This window comes from Vibrio vulnificus CMCP6 (assembly GCF_000039765.1).
In the GTDB taxonomy this organism is placed as follows: Bacteria; Pseudomonadota; Gammaproteobacteria; order Enterobacterales; family Vibrionaceae; genus Vibrio; species Vibrio vulnificus_B.
Genome location: NC_004459.3, coordinates 490,413 through 510,532, shown reverse-complemented (window position 1 = coordinate 510,532; position 20,120 = coordinate 490,413). Strand labels below are relative to the sequence as shown.

Genomic DNA, 20,120 nt, shown 5'->3' with positions numbered 1-20,120 from the left:
TTTTTAGACCAATGCTAATAAATATCCGCGTCTGTCCTAACAAAAGACGGATAAAAGTTAAGCTACGGTGATATTTCGAGGTTACAGTGAGTAAACGACTACTCAAGTCCGGCATGATCGTCAGCGCTATGACGTTGGTTTCTCGTGTTTTAGGCTTAGTGCGCGATGTGGTTGTCGCCAATTTAATGGGCGCAGGTGCCAGTGCCGACGTATTTTTCTTTGCCAACAAAATTCCGAATTTCTTAAGAAGACTTTTTGCTGAGGGAGCGTTCTCTCAAGCCTTTGTGCCAGTACTGACGGAATACCACGCCAGTGGCGATCTAAACAAAACACGGGATCTCATCGCTAAAGCATCAGGGACGCTCGGAGTGATCGTTTCCGTCGTGACGATTTTAGGGGTGCTCGGTTCTGGCGTTGTCACGGCATTGTTTGGCGCGGGATGGTTTATTGATTGGTTACATGGTGGGCCAGCCGCGGAAAAATTTGAGCTTGCCAGCTTTATGCTCAAAATCACCTTTCCTTATCTTTGGTTTATCACCTTTGTTGCCTTGTCTGGTGCGATTCTCAATACCATGGGCAAATTCGCGGTGTCCTCATTTACACCCGTTTTTCTCAACGTGATGATCATTCTCTGTGCATGGTACATATCACCGATCATGGCTCAACCTGAAGTGGGTTTGGCGATAGGGGTGTTTCTGGGTGGTTTAGTACAGTTTCTTTTTCAAATGCCCTTCCTTATTAAAGCGGGGGTTTTAGTCAAACCGAAGTGGGGTTGGCGCGATCCGGGCGTGGTTAAAATCCGTACCTTGATGATCCCCGCTTTATTTGGGGTATCGGTCAGTCAAATTAACTTATTGTTTGATACCTTTATTGCCAGCTTCCTGCAAACTGGTTCGATTTCATGGCTTTACTATTCTGATCGTTTGCTTGAGTTCCCATTGGGCCTATTTGGTATTGCCATTGCGACGGTGATCCTTCCTGCGCTTTCTCGCAAACATGTGGATGCACACAGCGAGGGTTTTGCCCATACCATGGATTGGGGGGTTCGCATGGTCACCTTACTAGGCATTCCAGCAATGCTCGGTTTGATGGTATTGGCCAAGCCAATGCTGATGGTGCTGTTTATGCGTGGTGAGTTTACCCCACAAGATGTGCATCAAGCCTCTCTGTCTCTTTTGGCGTACGCTTCTGGGTTGTTGAATTTTATGCTGATTAAGGTACTCGCGCCTGGCTACTATTCTCGTCAAGACACTAAAACGCCAGTGAAATATGGCATTGTTGCTATGCTGACCAACATGGTGTTTAACGCCATTTTTGCTTGGTTCTATGGTTATGTTGGTTTGGCTATCGCGACCGCTTTGTCTGCCTTTGTTAACATGGCACTGTTGTACCGAGGTTTGCATATCGCTGGTGTTTATAAAATCTCTCGACGTACGTTTTTATTTATCAGTCGTTTAGTGGTTTCTGGTGCGGTGATGGTGGCGGCGATTTTGTGGCAACTTGATGAGATGAGTGTTTGGCTTGAGTGGACCACCGCCCATCGTGCCGCAATGCTGACGATGTTGATCGGCTTTGGCGCATTGGCGTACGTTGCTTGTGCCTTTTTACTCGGGATTCGGGTAAAAGACCTAAAAGCTGGGACAGAGTAAGGTGGATTGGTATATAATCCGCCAGTTTGACACTGCATAAAACGAAAACAGAGGCATTTCGCTGTATCCAAATGGAACTGATACGAGGTATACACAATATAAAACCACAGCATCGCGGCTGTGTATTGACCATAGGTAACTTTGATGGTGTGCATTTAGGGCACCAAGAAGTGTTGCGTCAAGTCTCTCTGCGAGCTAGGGAAATGTCGTTACCTTCTGTCGTGATGACATTTGAACCTCAGCCTTTAGAGCTGTTTGCCAAAGAGAAAGCCCCTGCGCGCTTAACGCGTTTACGCGATAAGTTTGTCCAATTGGGTAAGCTTGAGATCGACCGATTGTTGTGCGTCAACTTTAATCGTCATTTCGCTTCCTTAGATGCGGATGCCTTTATTCGCGACTTGTTGGTTGAGCGTTTGGGTGTTAAGTTTCTCGTTGTTGGCGATGACTTTTGTTTTGGTAAAGCAAGACAAGGCAATTTTGCCATGCTGCAAGAAGCGGGCAAAAAATACGGTTTCACCGTAGTGAATACCCAAAGCTTCTGTTTAGCGCAGTTAAGAGTTAGTAGTACCGCCATTCGTGAAGCGCTTGCTCACGATCAGCTAGCGGTTGCCGCTCAAATGTTAGGGCGGGATTACAGCATTAGCGGACGTGTTTCACATGGCCGTAAATTAGGCAGGACGATAGGTTTTCCTACCGCCAATATTCCGCTAAAACGCTGTGTTTCTCCCGTCTCTGGCGTGTATGTCGTTCAAGCGTTAGGCTTGGATAACAAACCGATTGGTGGTGTGGCCAATATTGGCCAAAGACCGACGGTTAACGGCGTGCGTCAGCAGTTAGAGGTACATTTATTCGACTTTCAAGCCAACTTGTATGGCAAGCAGTTAGAAGTGGTACTTTTGCATAAACTGCGTGATGAAAAGAAGTTTGAGTCTTTTGACGCACTCAAACAGCAAATTGAATTGGATGCTGAGGCAGCAAGGGTGTGGCTGCGTCAGCTAAAGCGTTGAACGGTTTATTCCACCGAACAACATAATGTCTAACTTTCGCCCAATATAACGGAATTAAGAATCGATGAGTGAGTATAAAGATACCCTGAACTTACCTGAAACAGGGTTTCCGATGCGCGGCGATCTGGCTAAACGTGAGCCAGAAATGCTAAAGCGTTGGTATCAAGAAGACCTTTACGGTGAAATCCGTAAAGCGAAAAAAGGCAAGAAATCATTTGTGTTGCACGATGGTCCTCCATATGCAAACGGTGATATTCACATTGGTCACGCACTAAACAAGATTCTTAAAGACATTATTATTAAATCCAAAACACTTTCAGGTTTTGACGCACCTTACGTTCCAGGTTGGGACTGCCACGGTCTGCCAATTGAATTGATGGTAGAGAAAAAAGTGGGTAAGCCAGGTCAAAAAGTGACGGCTGCTGAGTTCCGTGAAAAATGTCGTGAATACGCAGCAGGCCAAGTAGAAGGTCAAAAAGAGAGCTTTAAACGTCTTGGCATCATGGGTGAGTGGGATAAACCTTACCGCACCATGGACTTCACGACGGAAGCCAACATCATCCGTGCGCTTGGTCAGATCGCTGATAACGGTCACTTATTGAAAGGTTTCAAACCTGTTCATTGGTGTACCGATTGTGGTTCTGCATTGGCAGAAGCAGAAGTTGAGTACAAGAACAAAGTGTCTCCTTCTATTGATGTGCGCTTTAAGGCTGCTGACGAAGCTGCACTATTAGCGAAATTCTCTTTGAATGAAGGCCATCAAGGTCAGGGTGACGTTTCCATCGTCATCTGGACAACTACGCCTTGGACACTTCCTGCAAACCGCGCAGTGTGTCTGCGTGATGATCTTGAGTACGTGCTTATCCAAGTTGAGGGTGACAACCCTGAGCGTATTATCGTTGCGGCGGAATTGGCGAAAGACGTGATGGATCGTGCGGGTATCGAGCACTTCCATAACCTTGGTTTTGCCAAAGGTGCGGATCTTGAGCTTACTCAGTTCCAACACCCATTCTACGATTTCACTGTTCCGGCGATCCTTGGTGATCACGTGACGACTGACTCAGGTACTGGTGTGGTTCACACTGCGCCTGGCCACGGTCAGGAAGACTTTGCGGTTGGCCAAAAGTACAACCTAGAAGTGGCAAACCCAGTGGGCTCAAACGGTGTTTACCTACCAGACACAGAACTATTTGCTGGTCAGCACGTATTTAAAGCGAATGACGCTGTAGTAGAAACGCTAAAAGAAAAAGGCGCGCTATTGCATCACCACGCTTACGAGCACAGCTACCCACATTGCTGGCGCCATAAAACGCCGATCATCTTCCGTGCAACTCCTCAATGGTTCGTTTCTATGGACCAAGCTGGCCTGCGTGCTAAAGCGCTTGAGTCTATCAAAGGTGTTCAGTGGATGCCTGAGTGGGGTCAAAGCCGTATCGAAGGGATGATCGAAGGTCGTCCTGAATGGTGTATCTCACGTCAACGTACTTGGGGTGTGCCAATTGCCCTGTTCGTGCACAAAGAAACCGCAGAGCTGCATCCAAACACGTCTGAGCTGATTGAAAAAGTCGCTCAAGTGGTGGAGCAAAAAGGCATTCAAGCATGGTGGGATATCGATGCAGCGGAATTGCTGGGTGATGACGCAGCTCAATATGAGAAAGTCCTGGATACCCTAGACGTTTGGTTTGATTCCGGCGTAACACACTACGCAGTGGTAGACAAACGTGAAGAGTTCAACGGTGCGGAAGCAGATATGTACCTTGAAGGTTCAGACCAACACCGTGGTTGGTTCCAATCTTCATTGATCTCTTCTATTGCGATGAAAGGCAAAGCGCCTTACAAGCAAGTATTGACGCATGGTTTCGTGGTTGACGGCCATGGTCGTAAAATGTCGAAATCGATCGGTAACGTGGTTGCGCCAAAAGATGTCACCAACAAATTGGGTGCAGACATCCTGCGTCTATGGGTTGCTTCTACAGACTACACGGGTGAAGTTGCGGTTTCTGATGAAATCTTAAAACGTTCAGCCGACGCTTACCGTCGTATTCGTAACACTGCGCGCTTCTTCCTTGCTAACTTGAACGGCTTTAATCCTGAAACGGATATCGTGCCAGTTGAAGAGATGGTCGCGCTTGACCGTTGGGCAGTTGGTCGTGCACTGGCGGCGCAAAATGAAATTGTTAAAGCGTACGATGAGTACAATACGCACGCAGTCACACAGCGCTTGATGCACTTCTGTTCTATCGAGATGGGTTCATTCTATCTTGATGTGATCAAAGACCGTCAGTACACCGCCAAACTGGGTGGTCACGCGCAACGTAGCTGCCAAACTGCGCTGTACTACATCGTAGAAGCCTTGGTTCGTTGGATGGCTCCGATTATGTCGTTCACTGCCGATGAAATCTGGAATCAAATGCCAGCTTCTCTTCCTAGTGGAGAAAGCCGTGACAAGTTCGTCTTCACCGGTGAGTGGTTCGATGGTCTGTTTGGTCTTGCTGAAGGTGAAGAACTGAACAACGCATTCTGGTCTGAAATGCAGAAAGTGCGTGGTGCGGTGAACAAACTGCTGGAAGCGGCACGTAGTGATAAAACCATTGGTGGTTCTCTACAAGCAGAATTGACTCTATTTGCTGACGATGCCCTAGCGGCGAAAATCAACAAGCTGGAAGATGAACTGCGCTTTGTTCTGCTCACGTCTGCCGCAACAGTGAAACCACTGAGCGAGAAATCAGATGCTGCGCAAGCCACCGACATCGAAGGTCTGTTCGTCGCAGTTCGTGCAACGGAAGCTGAGAAGTGTGACCGTTGTTGGCACCACACTCCAGACGTAGGCACCATTGAAGGTCACGAGAAGATTTGTGGCCGTTGTGTGTCGAACGTGGATGGTGAAGGCGAAGCGCGTAAGTTCGCTTAATCGGTCTCTTTAATACGATTGAACTTTTTTTAAATTTTATAGCCCCAGTATCGACTGGGGTTATTTTTAGGAAGAAAGATGAGCGGTAAAGCGCAGATATTCAAACAAACGGGTGTACGTTGGTTGTGGCTGGCACTGGTGGTGTTTTTAGCCGATATCGGTATTAAATTCATTGTGATGGAAAACATGGGGTATGGCTGGGCAAATCGCATTGAGGTTTTGCCTTTCTTTAACCTGCTCTATGTGCATAACTACGGTGCCGCATTTAGCTTTTTGAGCGATCAAGCCGGTTGGCAACGCTGGTTATTTACCGGTATTGCTTTTGTGGTCACGGGTCTATTGACCTACTGGATGAGCAAGCTACCAGCGGCAGAAAAATGGAATAATGTCGCTTATGCCATGATCATTGGTGGTGCGATTGGCAACGTGTTTGATCGCATGGTGCATGGCTTTGTGGTGGATTACCTCGACTTTTACTGGGGTACTTACCATTGGCCTGCGTTCAACTTAGCCGACACGGCAATTTGTCTTGGCGCGGCGATGATCATTCTCGATGGCTTCCGGAAAAAGGAAGAAGAGAAGTAATCTTTGCGAGATCGCGAATAACCCTAAGCGTCGTCGGTTGATTCTGGCGACGCTTTTTAGTATACCCGTCATATTTGAAGCTGCAGCGTTGTTGACTGCGATAATTTCCCGGTACGCCAGCCGCCCTAATTACATAGCGCATTATGCTCATAGGGATGAATTATCTTGTCGCCTAGCCGCAACTCCCACTATTTAGGGTATACACCAACAAAAACAATAATGACCTCAAGGAAGCAGTAACGTGAGTACAATCAATAATAATTCCGCAGTCACACTGCATTTTACGATAAAAATGAAAGACGGTTCTGTCGCAGACAGCACGCACAATATGGGCAAACCCGCGAAGTTTGTTATGGGCGATGGCAGTTTAAGTGAGAATTTTGAGCAGTGTTTGCTTGGTCTCACGGTAGGGGAAAACAAAGCGATTGAGCTAAAAGCAGCGGACGCTTTTGGCATGCCTAACCCAGACCATATTCATCATATGGACCGCTCGAAATTTGTTGGCGAAGCGCAAGTGGAAGTCGGCACCATCATGGCGTTCAGTGGGCCGGATGGCATGGAGATCCCTGGCATCATTACTGAAATTGCTGGTGATTCAGTGACGGTGGATTTCAATCACCCACTTGCAGGCCAAGATGTGACTTTTGAAGTTGAAATTTTGTCAGTAGAATAGCCAGCGAAAAGAAAACTACCATGAGCAATGAAATGAAAATCTTGTTAGCGAACCCACGTGGATTCTGTGCGGGTGTCGACCGTGCCATCAGTATTGTTGAGCGTGCACTGGAACTGTATCAACCGCCTATCTACGTACGCCATGAAGTGGTGCACAACCGTTTTGTGGTGGAAGGCTTAAAGCAGCGCGGCGCGATCTTTGTCGAAGAGTTGCATGAAGTGCCAGACGACAATATTGTTATTTTCTCTGCTCATGGCGTGTCTCAAGCGGTGCGTCAGGAAGCCAAAGAGCGTGCGCTAACTGTGTTTGATGCGACATGCCCATTGGTGACGAAAGTGCATATGGAAGTGGCGAGAGCCAGCCGTAAGCATATGGAAGTGGTGCTGATCGGCCATGCGGGCCACCCAGAGGTAGAAGGCACCATGGGTCAATATGCCAGCTTGCAGGGTGGCATGTACCTTGTAGAAAAACCGGAAGATGTACTTGGCTTGAAAGCCATTGTTAAAGATCCGAGCAACTTGCACTACGTAAGCCAAACGACCTTATCGGTGGATGAAACCGCGGACGTGATTGATGAGTTGCGTCGAGTTTTCCCAGAGATCCAAGGCCCACGCAAAGACGATATCTGCTATGCGACACAAAACCGCCAGGATGCGGTGCGTGAATTGGCGAAAGATGTCGACGTGGTAGTGGTAGTTGGTTCAAAGAACTCCTCAAACTCGACCCGACTAAAAGAGTTGGCGGAAAAACTAGGCACACCTGCTTACTTAACAGATTGTCCGCAAGACATTGAGCCACAATGGTTTGATGGCAAAGTCAAAGTGGGCGTAACGGCAGGGGCCTCTGCACCAGAAGAACTGGTCAATCAAATCCTAACTCGCATTAAAGAGTTGGGTGCTCAATCGGTTGAAGAAGTGCTAGGCCGTGAAGAGAACATGTTCTTTGAAGTGCCTAAAGAGCTGCAAATTAAGCAGATTGACTAACGAGTCACCCTGATTTGAATACCTAAGGTCAATAGACCCTACTAATGGCGATCTCAGTATCGCCATTTTTAATGGCTGAGTCCCAGCATCTCTTTGAGCAATTTCAGGTAGCGGCGACTGACGGGCACTTCAAATCCAGTTTTAGTGATGATTTCCGCTAACCCATTTTCCAGCAGTTTGATCTCGCTGATGGCTTTAATACTGATCAGGTATTGGCGGTGGCAGCGCACCAATGAGGTTTTTTCTTCCAGAACTTTTAAGGTGAGCTGAGTACTGGCGGTTTGGCTGGCTGAGCGCACATGCACACCACTGATGTCGCTGTAGGCGCATTCAACGCTCTCTGTCGCCATGATCACAATGCGGTTGTGACCAATACAGGGAATTTGATCGAGGGTCTCTGGGGCTAAACTGGCGATGTGCTGGCTCAAGGCGGAATGACTGGCGGCTTTACTTAGACGTTTAACCGTTTTACGTAAGCGTTCCGGATCAACGGGCTTGAGTAGGTAATCAAACGCATTATCTTCAAAGGCTTGGATGGCGTATTGATCGTAGGCGGTGACAAACACCACGTAAGGCATGGTGTCGGGATCCATCATGCCCAGCAGTTCAATGCCCGTGACTTGCGGCATCTGAATATCGAGAAACACCACATCCGGTTTTAACTCATTAATTTTCTTTAAGCCGACAATCGCGTTGGCGGCGTCGCCAATCACATCAATGTCACCTGTTTCGCTAAGCAGGTCTGTAAGCTCTTCGCGAGCAAAAGGTTCATCGTCGATTACCAGTGCGGTCAACATCCGTTTACTACCTTGTTGGCTAAATTGCAGTGTGATGGCTGCGGGGAATGATAAAGCTCATTTTAGTAAATTGATGCTCTTTCGCCTCGATTTTTAGTGCTGAGTCACGCCCAAAATGGTGCGTCAGCCGTTTATCGACTATTTCCATTCCCAGTCCTGAATGATTTTCTGCTGGGGGCTGATAGCTACCTGCATTATCTTCGACCACGATGACATCACCTTGCTCACAAGATTGGCTGTAAATGCGCACCCGTCCTCCCTCAAGCATATTTGAAATACCATGCTTAATGGCGTTTTCCACCAAAGGCTGCAAGGTAAAGCTGGGCAGTTTTGTGTCGAACAGCTCTGGCGTGATATCAATCTCTATCTCTAGGCGGTCAGCAAAACGTGCTTTTTCAATGCTGAGGTAGGCATTCACATGCGCCAGCTCTTCTTTCAGTGTGACGGTGTTGATGTTCTGTTTTAAGTTGCTGCGAAAGAAGTGTGACAAATTTTGAATCAGTTCACGTGCTTTGTCAGGATCGCGACGAATCACCGCGCTAATCGTGTTTAGCGCGTTGAATAAGAAATGCGGATTCACTTGAGCATGCAGCAGCTTAATCTCCGATTGCGTCAGCAGCGTTTGTTGTTGCTGATAATCGCCATAGAGAATTTGGCTGGAAAGCAGTTGGGCAATGCCTTCGGCCATCGACATATTAATGGTTGAAAACAACTTGCGCTTTGGCTCGTACAGCTTAATGGTTCCCACCACCTCTTTGCCTGCTCGTAGTGGAATGATCAGTGCCGAGCCTAATTTACAGTCGGAAGCGAGAGAGCATTGATATGGACGCTCGCTACCATCGAGATAAATGATGGCGTTTTGACTCATCGAATCAAGGGTGCTTTGCGACGAAATGGGCGTATTAGGCTTGTGGTGATCATCCCCAATGCCGACAAACGCGAGAATCTTCTCTTGGTCGGTGATCGCAACCGCGCCCACATTGGTTTCTTCATAAATAATGCGGGCGATTTTTTCTGCGTTGGCACTGTTAAAGCCCGTGTGCAAGATACCCACAGAGCGATCCGCAATGGTCAATGCCCGACGCGAAAAGGTGGCGGAGTACTTTTCAAAGATGGTTTTTCTGTCTTGTAAAATGCTCATAAACAACGCGGCACCCACCGAGTTGGCAATGATCATGGGGGCGGCAATGGTCGAAACGAGGCTGTACGCTTGATCAAAGGGCTTAGCGACCACCAGCAAAATGATCATTTGTATTATTTCGGCGACGAAGGTGATGCTAAACACCACGGAGGGGTTGAACAGTTGGGCACCTTTGTTTTTCTTGATTAGATAGATATGCAGCAAGCCACCAATCAAGCCTTCCGCTGTGGTCGAAATCGCGCAGGCTAAATCGGTGAATCCTCCTAAGGTGTAGCGATGTAAACCACCGGTTAATCCCACGGCAAAGCCCACAATCGGCCCGCCAAACAAGCCGCCCATGACTGCCCCAATTGCACGAGTATTGGCTATGGCGTCATTGATGTGTAAACCAAAGTAGGTGCCCAAGATACAGAAGGCGGAAAACAATAAGTAGCACAGAACGCGGTGGCTCAAACGCGATGAGATGTTCAGCAGTGGTAAGATGATGGGGGTCTTGCTGAGCATATAGGCTAAAACAAGATAGACACACATCTGTTGTAGCAGTGAAATCACCAGTTCCATATTGCCTCTTCGTGGCTACTGTTTGTTGTCGGTGGCATCAGCGTTTGTGAGTCACGATTATTGACAACACCGAAAGTGAGAAAGCGTTAGTCTGCCTGAGTTTAGTGGATAAAAACAGAGCCTACACTTGGCAGGCTCTGTTGGGTTTAGCAAGCAAAGGTGGATTGATTACGCGGTTTCAGTGACGCCTTGAGGTTTTTCCTCATCGGCAAGGTCCGTTTCGCCTTTGCCTTTTGATGTTTTAATCACGTAACCGGTTACCGCTGCCGCGAAGATTACGCCAGCAATGGTGGAGAGTTGCATTGGCAAACCAAAGCCCAGCGCGCTGTTGTTGAGGATAAAGGTCACACAAACCGTTGTCATGAAGAAAGCGGGCACTGTGGTGATCCAATGTAGCTTGTTGTGACGCAGTAGGTAAGCTGATGCTGTCCACAACATCATGACTGCGGTGGTTTGGTTGGCAAAACCGAAGTAGCGCCAGATGATGCCGAAATCGACTTGAGTCAGAATGCCACCCAGTACGAACAGTGGTACGGCCATCAACAGGCGGTTACGTAGGGTTTTCTGTTCCATGTTGAAGTATTCAGCAAGAATCAAACGGCTAGAGCGGAACGCCGTGTCACCCGAAGTGATAGGCAGAATCACCACACCTAGGAAGGCAATCACGCCACCAAATACGCCAAGCAGACCAAATGATGCGCTGTAAACCACGTTGCCAGGGCCACCGTTTTTCACCGCTTCTGCTAGTCCTTCAAGTGTGCCGAAGAACGAGAGTGCGATAGCACACCAGATCAGTGCGATAACACCTTCACCAATCATCGCGCCGTAGAAGACAAAGCGGCCGTTTTTCTCATTTTCCATACAACGAGCCATCAAAGGTGATTGCGTTGCGTGGAAGCCAGAGATCGCACCACAAGCAATAGTGATGAACAGAGCTGGCCACAGAGGCATATCATTCGGGTTCAAGTTAGTGAACATGTCGCTGACTTGGAAATCACCCATCACCGTGTGCTCAGAAGAGAATGCAATCGCCGTCATCAGACCAACAGACATGAAAATCAGTAACGCACCAAACAGTGGGTAGAAGCGACCGATGATTTTATCAACCGGTACGATGGTCGCGATGATGTAGTAAGCAAAAATCACCACCACCATGGTTGTCATGCTCACAGAGAAGCTGGTTTGGTCATTGATCAGATTGGTGATCATGCCAGCCGGGGCGGAAACGAATACCACACCAACAAGCAGCAGCAAGACAATGGCAAAAATGTTCATAAAGTGTTTCGCGCCATTGCCAAGGTAGCGACCTGTGATGGTCGGTACAGAAGCACCACCGTTACGCACAGAAAGCATGCCAGAGAAGTAATCGTGTACTGCACCAGCGAAGATACAGCCGACAACAATCCAAAGCATCGCCGCAGGGCCGTATAGGGCACCCATGATTGGACCAAAGATAGGGCCAACGCCAGCAATGTTAAGGAGTTGCACTAAGTAGACTTTTTGGGTCGACATTGGCACATAGTCAACGCCGTCGGTTTTTGTATGGGCAGGGGTACGGCGATTTTCATTGATACCAAATACTTTCTCAACGAAAGCACCGTAGATGAAGTATCCGCCAATCAGGGCTGCGACACAGGTAAGAAACCACATCATAGCAATTTGTCCTTGGATAATTAATTAAGCTCAGGATGGATAGTAAAGCGTGGTTTGGCGAGATGCATTCGGTGATGAAGTCAGTGGTCGAATATCGAGTTGAGTGGTCGATGGGCCAATTAAGTGGTTTTAACGTTTGCTCAATGGTCGGAACAAAACTATTTTTTGTGCACGAGCGGCATATTCGCTGTTTTGATGATAATGTATTTGCACAAACAATCAGTTAAGGAAATGGAATGAAAACAAGTGCGCTAGGATTGGCCGTGTTTCTGCTGGCGGGTTGCGTCGCTTCAACAGAGCAACTCGCTCAGCAAGGCGATTGGCAGCAAATTGGTTATCAAGATGGTATCGCAGGACACACTCAGCGTAGCTATAAAGCGTTGGTGGAGTTAGGTGAAGTGAACAAAAGTGACTATGAACAAGGTTACCTTGAAGGGGTAGCGGAATATTGTAACCCCGATTTTGCCTATCAGATGGGACTCTCTGGTCAATACTATGAAGGTGTTTGTGAAGGGACAGAGCAAGCACAAAAATTCCGCATGGAATGGCAGCGTGGTTGGAATGAATACCAAAACTAATTAACCCAACGGATGAGGCAACGGATATGCAAACCGAAACAACCGCATTATGGCTTGCTGGTATAGGGGTAATAGGGCTTGCTTGTCAGTGGTTTGCTTGGCGGTTAAAACTGCCTGCAATTCTATTTTTATTGGTGGCGGGCTTATTGGTTGGGCCGGTGAGTGGCTGGCTTCAGCCAGAGCTGCTTTTGGGAGATTTGCTTTTTCCTATGGTGTCATTAGCGGTCGCTGTGATTCTGTTTGAAGGCAGCTTAACGCTGAACTTTCGCGAAATACGCGGTGTCAGTAACACCGTTTGGAGCATAGTTACACTCGGTGCGGTGGTTTCATGGGGGTTAACCAGTACCGCAACTCACTATCTGCTGGGGTTTGATTGGCCGCTTGCGTTGTTGTTTGGTAGCTTGACCGTGGTCACCGGACCAACGGTGATTGTGCCGCTGCTGCGCACCGTTAGGCCATCGACGCGCCTCTCCAATATTTTACGTTGGGAAGGGATTTTAATCGATCCGCTCGGTGCTCTGTTTGTGGTGATGGTGTATGAGTTCATTGTCTCCAGCAGTGAAACGCACAGTTTGGTGGTATTGGCGTGGATTCTGGCCATTGGCCTTGGATTAGGCGTTCTGTTTGGTCAGTTTCTCGCGGTGGTACTGCGCCGTGGCTGGCTGCCTGAATACCTACAACCGTTTGCCGTTTTAAGCTTAGTGCTGGGCGTGTTTGCGCTCTCGAATCATCTGGAGCATGAATCGGGTTTATTAACGGTCACTGTGATGGGGATGTGGTTAGCCAACTCCAAAGGGGTGGATATCAAGCATATTCTTCACTTTAAAGAGCATCTCACCATTCTCTTCATTACTGGCTTGTTCATTTTGTTGGCGGCGCGTATCCAGCCGGAAGACTTTTACACACTCGGCATCAGCGCCTTGGTCTTATTCGCGTTTATTCAGTTTGTCTCTCGCCCGGTCTCTATCTATCTTGCGACGCTGCGCAGCTCGCTTAATGGTAAGGAAAAGGCCTTTCTGGCTTGGGTGGCACCGCGTGGCATTGTCGCCGCGTCCATTTCGTCGTTATTTGCGATCAAGTTAGAATCACTCGGCATGTCTGAGGCTGCGTTGTTAGTGCCACTTACCTTTATGGTGATTATTGGCACTGTGGTGCTGCAAAGTGCAACGGCTCGGCCAGTGGCGGTGGCACTAGGGGTGTCAGAACCCGCTCCAAAAGGTTTCTTGATCATCGGTGCGAACGATGTCGCGCGTACATTAGCGCAGGCAATCAACAAGTACGATTGCCGCGTGGTGTTAACGGATTCGAACTGGGATTACATTCGTCAAGCACGCATGGCAGGCTTGGATCACTACTTTGGGAATCCGGTATCGAGCCATGCTGATGAGTACCTCAACTTAATTGGCATCGGGCATGTGGTGGCGCTGAGTCCTGATCGCTACTTCAACATTATGGCGTGTATGCACTTTCTCAACGACTTCAGTGATAAGCGGATTTTCTGTTTATACGATAAGTCCAATGGCAATGGCTCGGGTGACAAACATTCGGTGTCCGATGGTTACAAGGGGCTGCCATTCTTAGATGAAGCGATCAGTTATAAAAAGTTAGCCAGTCTGATCAATCAAGGGGCGGAAGTGCGTCACACCAAGATCAGTGAAAACTACACGTACGCAGATTATCGTGAGACGCACGCGAATAATTACGTATTGCCGCTGTTTGTGGTGGATACCAATGGGCGTGTGCAAATTTGCCACAACAGTGCGAACTTCTCGCCAAAAGAAGGCGAGACGATAGTCTCTTTGATCAAGGTGCAAGAAGCCTAATTTCACGCGGTGACAGGCATCGACCCGTCACCGCATTTCATCTAGGCTTTGGAATAGAGTACACCGAGGCTTGCCAAGCGGCTCGCGCCAGTCACTTCGGGTAGATTGCTTGGTAAGCGGTGCAGGTGGCGATAGGCCAACCAAGCAAACGCCATGGCTTCCATGTAGTCCCCACTGACCCCTTTTGCATCGGTCGTTGAGACCTGCCAGTGAGACAGCTGTTGCTGCAATCGTTGCATCAACAGTGGGTTACGTGCGCCGCCACCACAAACCAGCAACTGCGGTGTTGGACCATAGCGAAAGCGCTCAACTTCTTTACTAATGGTTAAGGCGGTGTACTCACACAAGGTGCGCTGTACATCTTCGCTTCGATAGTTCTGCCCTTGCAGTTTTGCTGTCAACCATTCCATATTGAAAAGCTCGCGCCCTGTGCTCTTTGGGGCATCTTGATGCAAATAAGGCTCTTGCAACAGCGTATTCAGTAACGCCTCATTCACCTCTCCTTGAAGAGCAAACCGTGCGTCTTTGTCGTAATTCTGTTGTGTGTGTGTTTCACACCAAGCATCCATCAACATATTCCCAGGTCCTGTGTCGTAACCAAGAACAGGGCGAGTTGGGTGGAGCACTGAGATATTGGCAATCCCGCCGATGTTCAACACCACGGTAGTGGAATCTTGCAGCGCAAATACACTTTGATGAAAAGCCGGAACCAAAGGGGCGCCCTGGCCGCCCAATGCCATGTCTTTGCGACGAAAATCTGCCACGGTGTCAATGTTGGTGCGGGTGGCAATAATGTTGGCGTCGCCCAATTGGGTGGTAAAAGGAAACTCGCCATTCGGTTGATGAAATACCGTTTGGCCATGATTACCGATAGCGCGAATCTGGCTCGTGTCGACGCCTGCTTGGCTGAGCAAATCCATCACGGCATCGGCAAAAAGATGACCGAGGCGGTGATCAAGTTCGCCAATCTGCTTTAAGTTGGTGGCTTGCCCGGTGCAAACGGAGAGCAGTTTTTGGCGCAAATCTGCTGGCATCGGGTAGTCACTGTGGGCAATTAAGCGGACTTGCTCTTGGTCGAACTCCACGAGGGCACAATCTACCCCATCCATACTCGTGCCGGACATGACACCGATATATAACTCTTTTGTGCTCACACTCAATTCCATTGTGTTTTCATCATGCAAACCATTGTAATGCAAATTCATTCGGAATAACCTCGATGAGTTTGAGATATTCCGTCGATTTTGGAGAGAAAAATGGGGCCACTTTGGGTTGATGTCGCAGGTTATGAACTGAATGCAGAAGACAAAGAAATTTTACAGCATCCATCCGTTGGCGGATTGATCTTATTTACCCGCAACTATCACGATAGTGAACAACTGTTGGCGCTCACTTCTGCCATTCGCCAAGTGGTCAAACGTCCTTTTCTGATTGGTGTCGACCAAGAGGGAGGGCGAGTTCAGCGTTTCCGTGAGGGTTTTTCTCTGATTCCCGCCGCGGCAGAATATGCCAAACAGGCCAATGGGGAAGCGATGGCACAAATGGGCGGTTGGCTGATGGCGGCCGAACTGATTGCTCATGATATCGACCTGAGTTTTGCCCCCGTGTTAGACCAAGGCTTTGGATGTAAAGCGATTGGCAATCGAGCGTTTGGTGAAGATACGCAGACTATTTTGCGCCATAGCAGTGCCTACATGCAGGGCATGAAAGCGGTGGGGATGGCAACAACGGGCAAACACTTCCCTGGTCATGGCGGCGTGGTGGCAGATTCGCATCTTGAAACCCCGTTTGACCAACGAAGCGATATTGTTGAGCAGGATATGGCAATCTTCAAAACGCAAATAGACGCAGGCTTATTAGACGCCATGATGCCCGCGCATGTGATTTACCCGCATTACGATCCTCAACCAGCGAGTGGTTCAGAATATTGGTTAAAACAGGTATTACGCCAGCAATTGGGGTTCAAGGGCTTAATTTTTTCTGATGATCTCACCATGGAAGGGGCTGCCGTGATGGGAGGCCCTGCAGATAGGGCTTTACAAGCATTGAATGCGGGCTGTGACATGCTTTTGATGTGCAATAAACGCGATGCACAAGTGGCAGCCTTGGACGCACTGCCTATAGTCGAGGTTCCCTTGGCATTATCCTTGTTGAAGAAACGCAGCTTCAGCCTTTCTGAACTGAAATTGGCGCCGCAATGGAAAGAAGCAAGAGAAAACATGCTACGCATACTGGGCCACTAAAAACTTAACAAAAGACGAACTTGAAAACCAAAGCGAGGCGCTTTGGTTTTTTTATAATGTGTAATTTATTTTTTACACTTGATGTTTTTTATTGTTTACGGTTGATTTTTAATTCAACCCTGTTAACTTGTGTTCAAACAGATTTCGACTCTCAGGGATATGAGGGTGTAAAAAATAATATACAGGTTGAGTGTCATGCAGAAAAGTGAACTAAGCAATATTAATATCAGCGATGAACAAGTGCTGATTACGCCAGAACAGCTAAAACAGAAACTGCCACTGAGCGACAACGCCCGCCGCTTCATTCAAGAGTCGCGTAATACCGTCGCCAATATTATTCATAAGCAAGATCATCGTCTGCTGGTGGTTTGTGGTCCTTGTTCTATTCACGATCTGGACGCGGCAAAGGATTACGCGCGTCGCCTAAAAGCGCTCTCCGCCGAGTTAAGCGATCAACTGTATATTGTGATGCGTGTTTACTTTGAAAAACCTCGTACTACTGTGGGTTGGAAAGGGCTCATCAACGACCCTCATCTGGATGGTAGCTTCGATATTGAGCATGGTCTGCATGTTGGCCGTCAATTGCTGGTGGAGCTGGCTGAAATGGAGATCCCTCTGGCGACAGAAGCACTCGACCCAATTAGCCCGCAATACTTGGCTGATACATTCAGTTGGGCTGCGATTGGTGCGCGTACGACAGAATCACAAACTCACCGTGAAATGGCCAGTGGTTTGTCTATGCCGATTGGTTTTAAAAATGGCACGGATGGCAGCTTGTCAACGGCGATCAACGCAATGCAAGCGGCCTCTTCAAGCCACCGTTTTATGGGGATCAACCGTGAAGGCCAAGTGGCATTGCTGACGACTCAAGGTAACCCAAATGGTCACGTGATTTTGCGTGGTGGTAAGCAGACCAACTACGATTCTGTGTCGGTGGCGGAGTGTGAGCAAGACATGGCCAAAGTGGGTTTAGATGCGTCATTGATGGTGGATTGTAGCCATGCCAATTCACGCAAAGATTACCGTCGTCAGCCTTTAGTCGCCGAAGACGTGATTCATCAAATTCGCGAAGGCAACAAATCGATCATTGGTTTGATGATTGAAAGCCACATTAATGAAGGTAATCAATCCTCAGATTTACCGCTTTCTGAGATGCGGTACGGTGTTTCTATTACCGATGCCTGTATCAATTGGCAGGCAACTGAGGCACTATTGCGTAAAGCACACAAAGAGTTAGTGCCACATTTAGAAAACCGTCTCAAATAAGGATAGAGCAAGGTAAATCATGGCAGTTGAACTGAACGCATTGCGTGAACAGATTGATGCAGTAGACAAACAGATGTTGGAGCTATTGGCTCAGCGCTTGGCATTGGTAGAGCAAGTTGGCCATGTGAAAAGCCAACATGGCTTACCGATTTATGCACCCGATAGAGAAGCGGCGATGCTGGCTTCTCGTCGTGCAGAAGCCGAAAAAATCGGTGTGCCACCACAGCTTATTGAAGATATTTTGCGACGTACCATGCGCGAATCTTATGCCAGTGAAAAAGACTCCGGTTTTAAATGTTTGAATCCTGAGCTGCGCTCTGTGGTAATTATTGGCGGCCATGGTCAATTAGGTGGCCTGTTTGCTCGCATGTTTACCCTCTCGGGTTACCAGGTCAAAATCTTAGGCAGTAAGGATTGGCACCTCGCTGATGAGATATTGGATGGGGCAGGATTGGTGGTGGTTACCGTGCCGATTCATTTAACCCAAGGAGTGATTGAAAAGCTGACCCAACTACCATCGGATTGCATCTTGTGTGACCTTACTTCGATCAAGTCGAAGCCGCTGAAAACCATGCTCGATGTGCACTCTGGGCCGGTTGTTGGTTTGCACCCTATGTTTGGTCCCGATGTGCCGAGTTTAGCCAAGCAAGTGATTGTCTACTGTGATGGTCGAGGTGCTGAGCAATATCAGTGGTTACTGCAGCAGTTTAAGATTTGGGGGGCAAGCTTGTGCCAAATTGAGGCCAGCGAACACGACCATGGCATGACGTTAATTCAAGCGTTAAGGCACTTTACGTCCTTTGCGTACGGCATGCATTTGAGTCAGGAAAATCCAAGTCTCGATAAACTGCTGAAACTGAGCTCGCCTATTTACCGTCTTGAGTTAGCGATGGTAGGGCGTCTGTTTGCCCAAGATCCAAACTTGTATGGCGACATTATTCTTTCGTCGCAAGAGAACATCGACATGATCAAGCGTTTCCATCGCCGCTTTGGCGAGGCACTAGAGATGTTAGATCAGCACGATAAAGCGCGTTTTGTTGAACGTTTCACGCAAGTGAGTGATTGGTTTGGGGGGTATTCGCAGCAGTTTATGGCGGAAAGCCAAAATTTACTCAAACAAGCGAATGACAACTTGCATCGTGATTAACATTTAAGCGTATTAGAAATAGAAAAAGAGCAGCCTGATGCTGCTCTTTCTATTTTCGGCTTACCCATTGCGTTAGTTGGTTTGCAAGCTTGGGTCGAGGCTATTCTCTTCGCTGGAAACCGTGTCAATACTGGTGTCACGATAGGGGGATTTAGTGAGATTGACTTGTAAGCGAACCACGTTATCAATCATCTTGACCAAAGGACTCCATTTAACCGTTTTCTCTTTTTCAAACAGATAGTTGAAGTTCTCTTGGTTCCAATCCATGGTGTACTGTGGATTGAGGGCTCGGCCTAAAAAACGCACTTCGTAATGCAAGTGAGGGCCAGTTGAATTCCCTGAGTTACCACAGGTGGCAATCACATCGCCCTTGCTGACAAATTGGCCACTTTTGACTTTGAAGCTCTGCAAATGCGCATAAGAGCTCATGAAACCAAAGGAATGACGCATGGTGATGAAGTTGCCAAAGCCTTTCTTACTTGGGCGTACCGTCTCAATCACCCCATCGGCAGGTGCCACGATTTCTTCCCCGCGTTTACAAGTGAGATCAATACCGGTATGGGTATGGCGTTTACCAGAGATAGGATTGGTTCGACGTCCAAACGAAGAAGAGACACGCAAGTAAGACATTGGTGAATCATTTGGGATCAAACGGAACATGGTGGCTCGTACCGCAGAGTCAATAGCAGCGGTATCGATGCGCTCTTCCAGAGAGTTCTCATCGACGATGATCTCTTCATCGGCAATGCCGAGTACGGATTCCACATCAAATACCCGTTTGCCTAGCAACTGAATTTGGTTGCTTTTTTCGGTTAACGTCTGCGACAGAGAGTGATTGGTATCAAGCTGTTCTTGGTAGTCGGCCATCAATTGCTGCTTTTCTGATGTCAATACATCAAGTTGAGCACGCAATTGTTGGGATTGTTCGCTTTGCTGCTGATACCAATACCACCCGCCACCGAGTACCAGTGGAAAAGCGGTGATAGAGAGCAGTAGGGTAGCAACGGTACCTTTACCCAAATAAAAAAGCTGATCCCCATTTTTAGTGGGGATCTGCATAGTAATTTTTTTCGACATAGCTACATGATTATATTAGTCAGGCA

Annotated in this window: 16 protein-coding genes; 11 read left to right on the top strand and 5 right to left on the bottom strand. The window is 48.0% G+C overall.

Annotation, left to right across the window (positions count from 1 at the left end):
- The first annotated feature begins 86 nt into the window (after positions 1 to 86).
- From murJ to ispH, 6 genes are all read left to right on the top strand, one after another.
- Positions 87 to 1,649, top strand: coding sequence for a murein biosynthesis integral membrane protein MurJ (gene murJ, locus VV1_RS02480; protein ID WP_011078598.1), 1,563 nt, complete (start codon positions 87 to 89; stop codon positions 1,647 to 1,649).
- Positions 1,650 to 1,720: 71 nt separating this feature from the next.
- A complete protein-coding gene (gene ribF, locus VV1_RS02475; RefSeq protein ID WP_011078597.1) occupies positions 1,721 to 2,656 on the top strand; it encodes a bifunctional riboflavin kinase/FAD synthetase in 936 nt (311 codons plus the stop codon).
- A 64-nt stretch (positions 2,657 to 2,720) separates the two neighbouring features.
- Positions 2,721 to 5,567, top strand: coding sequence for an isoleucine--tRNA ligase (ileS, locus tag VV1_RS02470; protein ID WP_011078596.1), 2,847 nt, complete (start codon positions 2,721 to 2,723; stop codon positions 5,565 to 5,567).
- Positions 5,568 to 5,645: 78 nt separating this feature from the next.
- A complete protein-coding gene (gene lspA / locus VV1_RS02465) occupies positions 5,646 to 6,152 on the top strand; it encodes a signal peptidase II (RefSeq protein ID WP_011078595.1) in 507 nt (168 codons plus the stop codon).
- A 241-nt stretch (positions 6,153 to 6,393) separates the two neighbouring features.
- Complete coding sequence (fkpB, locus tag VV1_RS02460; protein WP_011078594.1) at positions 6,394 to 6,825, top strand: FKBP-type peptidyl-prolyl cis-trans isomerase; 432 nt, start codon at positions 6,394 to 6,396, stop codon at positions 6,823 to 6,825.
- Between the two features lie 20 nt (positions 6,826 to 6,845).
- On the top strand, positions 6,846 to 7,808 hold the full coding sequence (gene ispH, locus VV1_RS02455) for a 4-hydroxy-3-methylbut-2-enyl diphosphate reductase (protein WP_011078593.1): 963 nt from the start codon (positions 6,846 to 6,848) through the stop codon (positions 7,806 to 7,808).
- A gap of 68 nt (positions 7,809 to 7,876) precedes the next feature.
- Here ispH and btsR read toward each other — a convergent pair whose 3' ends face one another.
- From btsR to VV1_RS02440, 3 genes are all read right to left on the bottom strand, one after another.
- Complete coding sequence (gene btsR / locus VV1_RS02450) at positions 7,877 to 8,605, bottom strand: two-component system response regulator BtsR (protein WP_011078592.1); 729 nt, start codon at positions 8,603 to 8,605, stop codon at positions 7,877 to 7,879.
- A gap of 19 nt (positions 8,606 to 8,624) precedes the next feature.
- Positions 8,625 to 10,307, bottom strand: a complete 1,683-nt coding sequence (locus VV1_RS02445; protein WP_011078591.1) for a sensor histidine kinase — start codon at positions 10,305 to 10,307, stop codon at positions 8,625 to 8,627.
- Between the two features lie 168 nt (positions 10,308 to 10,475).
- Positions 10,476 to 11,960, bottom strand: coding sequence for a carbon starvation CstA family protein (locus VV1_RS02440; RefSeq protein WP_011078590.1), 1,485 nt, complete (start codon positions 11,958 to 11,960; stop codon positions 10,476 to 10,478).
- 236 nt (positions 11,961 to 12,196) lie between these two features.
- On the opposite strand from VV1_RS02440, the gene VV1_RS02430 reads away from it, so the two are divergent.
- Complete coding sequence (locus VV1_RS02430) at positions 12,197 to 12,538, top strand: DUF2799 domain-containing protein (protein WP_011078588.1); 342 nt, start codon at positions 12,197 to 12,199, stop codon at positions 12,536 to 12,538.
- A 26-nt stretch (positions 12,539 to 12,564) separates the two neighbouring features.
- Positions 12,565 to 14,361 carry a cation:proton antiporter gene (locus VV1_RS02425; protein WP_011078587.1) on the top strand — a complete coding sequence of 599 codons (1,797 nt, stop codon included), beginning with the start codon at positions 12,565 to 12,567 and terminating at the stop codon, positions 14,359 to 14,361.
- Between the two features lie 41 nt (positions 14,362 to 14,402).
- On the opposite strand, the gene VV1_RS02420 is transcribed toward VV1_RS02425, so the two are convergent.
- Positions 14,403 to 15,566 (bottom strand): anhydro-N-acetylmuramic acid kinase, encoded by a 1,164-nt coding sequence (locus VV1_RS02420; RefSeq protein ID WP_011078586.1) that lies wholly within the window; start codon positions 15,564 to 15,566, stop codon positions 14,403 to 14,405.
- 51 nt (positions 15,567 to 15,617) lie between these two features.
- On the opposite strand from VV1_RS02420, the gene nagZ reads away from it, so the two are divergent.
- The 3 genes from nagZ (at position 15,618) to tyrA (ending at position 19,017) form a co-directional block, all read left to right on the top strand.
- Complete coding sequence (nagZ, locus tag VV1_RS02415; RefSeq protein WP_011078585.1) at positions 15,618 to 16,604, top strand: beta-N-acetylhexosaminidase; 987 nt, start codon at positions 15,618 to 15,620, stop codon at positions 16,602 to 16,604.
- Positions 16,605 to 16,799: 195 nt separating this feature from the next.
- The gene (locus VV1_RS02410; protein ID WP_011078584.1) at positions 16,800 to 17,870 is read left to right on the top strand and encodes a 3-deoxy-7-phosphoheptulonate synthase; all 1,071 of its coding nucleotides are present in this window, start codon (positions 16,800 to 16,802) and stop codon (positions 17,868 to 17,870) included.
- A gap of 19 nt (positions 17,871 to 17,889) precedes the next feature.
- Positions 17,890 to 19,017, top strand: a complete 1,128-nt coding sequence (gene tyrA / locus VV1_RS02405; RefSeq protein WP_011078583.1) for a bifunctional chorismate mutase/prephenate dehydrogenase — start codon at positions 17,890 to 17,892, stop codon at positions 19,015 to 19,017.
- Positions 19,018 to 19,089: 72 nt separating this feature from the next.
- On the opposite strand, the gene VV1_RS02400 is transcribed toward tyrA, so the two are convergent.
- Entirely contained in the window at positions 19,090 to 20,094 is a 1,005-nt protein-coding gene (locus tag VV1_RS02400) for a M23 family metallopeptidase (protein ID WP_011078582.1), read from the bottom strand.
- Positions 20,095 to 20,120: the final 26 nt, after the last annotated feature.

What these genes read in the sequence shown, in the direction of transcription:
- ileS (WP_011078596.1), top strand. Translation starts at nt 2,721, where the DNA reads ATGAGTGAGTATAAAGATACCCTGAACTTACCTGAAACAGGGTTTCCG.
- nagZ (WP_011078585.1), top strand. Translation starts at nt 15,618, where the DNA reads ATGGGGCCACTTTGGGTTGATGTCGCAGGTTATGAACTGAATGCAGAA.
- VV1_RS02400 (WP_011078582.1), bottom strand. Translation starts at nt 20,094, where the DNA reads ATGTCGAAAAAAATTACTATGCAGATCCCCACTAAAAATGGGGATCAG.
- VV1_RS02420 (WP_011078586.1), bottom strand. Translation starts at nt 15,566, where the DNA reads ATGAATTTGCATTACAATGGTTTGCATGATGAAAACACAATGGAATTG.
- ribF (WP_011078597.1), top strand. Translation starts at nt 1,721, where the DNA reads ATGGAACTGATACGAGGTATACACAATATAAAACCACAGCATCGCGGC.
- VV1_RS02445 (WP_011078591.1), bottom strand. Translation starts at nt 10,307, where the DNA reads ATGGAACTGGTGATTTCACTGCTACAACAGATGTGTGTCTATCTTGTT.
- btsR (WP_011078592.1), bottom strand. Translation starts at nt 8,605, where the DNA reads ATGTTGACCGCACTGGTAATCGACGATGAACCTTTTGCTCGCGAAGAG.
- VV1_RS02410 (WP_011078584.1), top strand. Translation starts at nt 16,800, where the DNA reads ATGCAGAAAAGTGAACTAAGCAATATTAATATCAGCGATGAACAAGTG.
- VV1_RS02440 (WP_011078590.1), bottom strand. Translation starts at nt 11,960, where the DNA reads ATGATGTGGTTTCTTACCTGTGTCGCAGCCCTGATTGGCGGATACTTC.
- VV1_RS02430 (WP_011078588.1), top strand. Translation starts at nt 12,197, where the DNA reads ATGAAAACAAGTGCGCTAGGATTGGCCGTGTTTCTGCTGGCGGGTTGC.
- tyrA (WP_011078583.1), top strand. Translation starts at nt 17,890, where the DNA reads ATGGCAGTTGAACTGAACGCATTGCGTGAACAGATTGATGCAGTAGAC.
- ispH (WP_011078593.1), top strand. Translation starts at nt 6,846, where the DNA reads ATGAGCAATGAAATGAAAATCTTGTTAGCGAACCCACGTGGATTCTGT.
- VV1_RS02425 (WP_011078587.1), top strand. Translation starts at nt 12,565, where the DNA reads ATGCAAACCGAAACAACCGCATTATGGCTTGCTGGTATAGGGGTAATA.
- lspA (WP_011078595.1), top strand. Translation starts at nt 5,646, where the DNA reads ATGAGCGGTAAAGCGCAGATATTCAAACAAACGGGTGTACGTTGGTTG.